This is a genomic window from Streptomyces sp. 13-12-16, from assembly GCF_002114215.1.
GTDB lineage: Bacteria > Actinomycetota > Actinomycetes > Streptomycetales > Streptomycetaceae > Streptomyces.
In genome coordinates, this window is record NZ_NCTE01000824.1 from 1 (window position 1) to 2,800 (window position 2,800).

At 73.9% G+C, this 2,800-nt stretch carries 4 protein-coding genes and 1 pseudogene; 3 read left to right on the forward strand and 2 right to left on the reverse strand.

Going from position 1 to position 2,800, the window contains the following annotated elements:
- Positions 1-492: TSUP family transporter (locus B7767_RS29770; protein WP_179167344.1), on the forward strand; the 492-nt coding region annotated here is incomplete at its 5' end.
- A gap of 4 nt (positions 493-496) precedes the next feature.
- On the opposite strand, the gene B7767_RS29775 is transcribed toward B7767_RS29770, so the two are convergent.
- Positions 497-778 (reverse strand): metal-sensitive transcriptional regulator, encoded by a 282-nt coding sequence (locus B7767_RS29775; protein WP_018845516.1) that lies wholly within the window; start codon positions 776-778, stop codon positions 497-499.
- 77 nt (positions 779-855) lie between these two features.
- On the opposite strand from B7767_RS29775, the gene B7767_RS29780 reads away from it, so the two are divergent.
- A complete protein-coding gene (locus B7767_RS29780; protein ID WP_085574863.1) occupies positions 856-1,425 on the forward strand; it encodes a rhodanese-like domain-containing protein in 570 nt (189 codons plus the stop codon).
- A gap of 212 nt (positions 1,426-1,637) precedes the next feature.
- Here B7767_RS29780 and B7767_RS29785 read toward each other — a convergent pair whose 3' ends face one another.
- Positions 1,638-1,958: a hypothetical protein gene (locus tag B7767_RS29785; RefSeq protein WP_085574864.1), complete on the reverse strand. Its 321-nt coding sequence runs from the start codon at positions 1,956-1,958 to the stop codon at positions 1,638-1,640.
- Positions 1,959-2,167: 209 nt separating this feature from the next.
- On the opposite strand from B7767_RS29785, the pseudogene B7767_RS29790 reads away from it, so the two are divergent.
- Positions 2,168-2,800, forward strand: a pseudogene (locus B7767_RS29790) (hypothetical protein); the annotation flags it as partial.

Genomic DNA, 2,800 nt, shown 5'->3' on the forward strand with positions numbered 1-2,800 from the left:
CTGCCCGCCGCCGCAGCCCGCCTGCCCCAGTCCGTGCTGACCGCCGCGTTCGCCGCCGTCGCCGCACTCACCGCTGCCGGAATGCTGCGCCCCGGCCGCGCCGCCACCGGCTCGGGAGCCGGCGGAGCGAGGGCCGTCAAGGCAGCCGGCACCGGCGCCGGACTGGGCGCGCTGACCGGACTGCTCGGGGTCGGTGGAGGCTTCCTCGCCGTCCCTGCCCTGGTCACGGTGGTGGCGTTCGAGATGCAGGCTGCCGTCGGCACCAGTCTGCTGGTCATCTCGGCGAACTCGCTGGCCTCCCTGGCCACCCGCGGCGCCACCACCGCCGGCATCGACTGGACGGTGATCGGCCCCTTCACCGGGGCGGCGGTCCTGGGGGCCTGGGACGGCAAGCGCCTGGCCGCCAGGGTCACCGGCACGCTCCTGCAGCGCACCTTCGCCGTCGTGCTGCTGGTCGTGGCCGCCCTCATGCTGATCGACGCCCTCACCTGACGGGTCAGGCCAGAGACAGGAACAATTTCTCCAGCCGGGCACGCATCTGCTCCCGGTCACCGGAAGCGGCCATGTCCGCATCGGTCAGGCAGTGCTGCAGACCGGTGGCGATGATCGCGAAACCCGCCTTGTCCAGCGCCCGGGACGCCGCCGCGAGCTGCGTGACCACGTCCTCGCAGTCCCGCCCCTCCTCGATCATCTTGATCACACCGGCGATCTGGCCCTGCGCCCGGCGCAGCCGGTTGACCACCGTCTTCAGTTCCTCAGCCGCCATCGCCAGTTCCACGACCCACACTCCTTCGAGATACCCCCGTGGGTACCCTACCGAAGGGGTAACTCCAACCGAGCAAAGGAAAATCCCCCGTGACACCCACCACCGCCCTCACCGCCGACCAGGTCGACGCCCGCCTGCACGAGCTGATCGTCATCGACGTGCGCACCACCGGCGAATACGCCTCCGGCCACCTGCCCGGCGCCCACAGCATCCCCCTCGACCGCCTCGACACCGCCCTGCCCGCCCTGAAGACCGCCGCCGGCCGCGGTGACCTCCTCGTCGTGTGCGCCTCCGGCGCCCGTTCCGCGACCGCCTGCCGGCGTCTGGCCGATCAGGGCGTCACCGCCGCCACTCTCACCGGGGGCACCACCGCCTGGACGCAGCTCGGTCACGACCTCCACCGCCCCGCCGGCACCCGTTCCCCTTGGGCCATGGACCGCCAGGTCCGCCTCGCCGCCGGGTCCCTCGTCCTGACCGGCCTGATCGCCGGACAGCGCTGGAGCGCGGCGCGCCTGCTGTCCGCGGGCGTCGCCGGCGGCCTGGTCTTCTCCGCCTTGACCAACACCTGCGGCATGGCCAGGATCCTCGCCAAGCTCCCCCACAATCAGCCCGGGGCAGCCGACCTGGACGCCACCCTCGCCGCCCTGACCGACCGCTGACGCCACCCGGCCCGGCGGGGCACCGCTCACGGTGTCCGGCTGGGCCGGCCCGCAGTCGCGCCGGTGACGACAGGCCCGCCCGCACGACGATCGATGTGCTCCGGCTCAGCCGGGTGCCGCCTTCGGCACCGGCTGGGCCACCAGCGGCACCGGCGGACAGAAGCTCGTGTCAGAACCCGTGCGCCGGGCGTGACGGAAGCCGCTTCGACAGGTCACGGACCGGCGATGTCCCCGGCTCTCCCGGACACCGAGTCGAGCGCGTCCAGCACGGCGTTGTGCCGCCTCGCGCGTGCCGCCCGGTCCGCCGGCACCAGCCGCGCGGCGGTCTGCACGGCGTGGGCGTCCGGGTCGCCGAAGGCGGTCCGCGGGTGCTCACCCGTATCCGCGCAGTGCGCCGTGACCTCCTTGACCGCCTGGAGCACGACCGCCCGGTCCACACCCGGCTGCAGGGCCAGCCGGACCTGGAAACGCGCCATCCACTTCTCGCGGTCCTTCTCCCTCGCCGCGTCCGTCGTCCGGTCCTTCTTCGCCACGTTCTCTCCTGAGTGATCGGCAGCCGCCCGTCAGGGAGTTGGACGTCGTGGCGTCGAAGCGGGTTGCGTGAGCGCGGGACGGGTTTCAGGTGACTGCCGCGGAGCCCACCGCGCTCCGTGGCCCGGACACTCCGGCCGTGCGCGACGGCAGCACCGGGAGACGGAAAAGAGCTGGTGGGGGCGGTGGGCGACGACGTTACAGTCCGCCCATGACGACGTACGGACTCCGTCCCACCCTGCTGCACACCCCGGGCGAACGGCTGCTTCGCGGCAAGGGTGTGGGCCCGGCGGTCGGTGCCGGGGCGGCCGAGGACTGGATCGCCCTCGACGCCGGCGTCTGGTCGGGCACCGCCGGCGTGATGAGGGGCCGGCGTTCTCACTGCCGGATCCGGGTCGGCTTCCACTGGTTCGACAAGCGGGAGATCGCCGACTGGGACCGGGCCCCGTACTGGCGGGAGACCGGCCCCGGCGCTCCTTCCTGGAGCCTGCCGCCCACCGAGTCCGAGGTCGCCCTGTGTCTCGGTCATGCGGACGCCCGTGTCCGTGCGGCGGCGCTCGCCCGCGCGGAGTCCGGGGCTCTGCCCGCCTCCGTGCTGCCACTCGTCCTGATCAGGTGCGCGGACACCGACGAGCGGGTACGGGACCTGGCCCGCGCGGCCCTCGAGCGCGCGCTCCCCGGCGCGGACGAGGCCGTGCTGCGGCGACTGGCTCCCCTGGCGGCGCTGGTGGGCATGCGGCGGTACGGCGCGTGGGTGCGGAAGGCCGTCCTCGGGCGCCTGGGCGGGCTGCCCGAGGAGGCTGTGGCGCACCTGTTGGCGGGCGGCGCCCGGGAGGCCCGGATC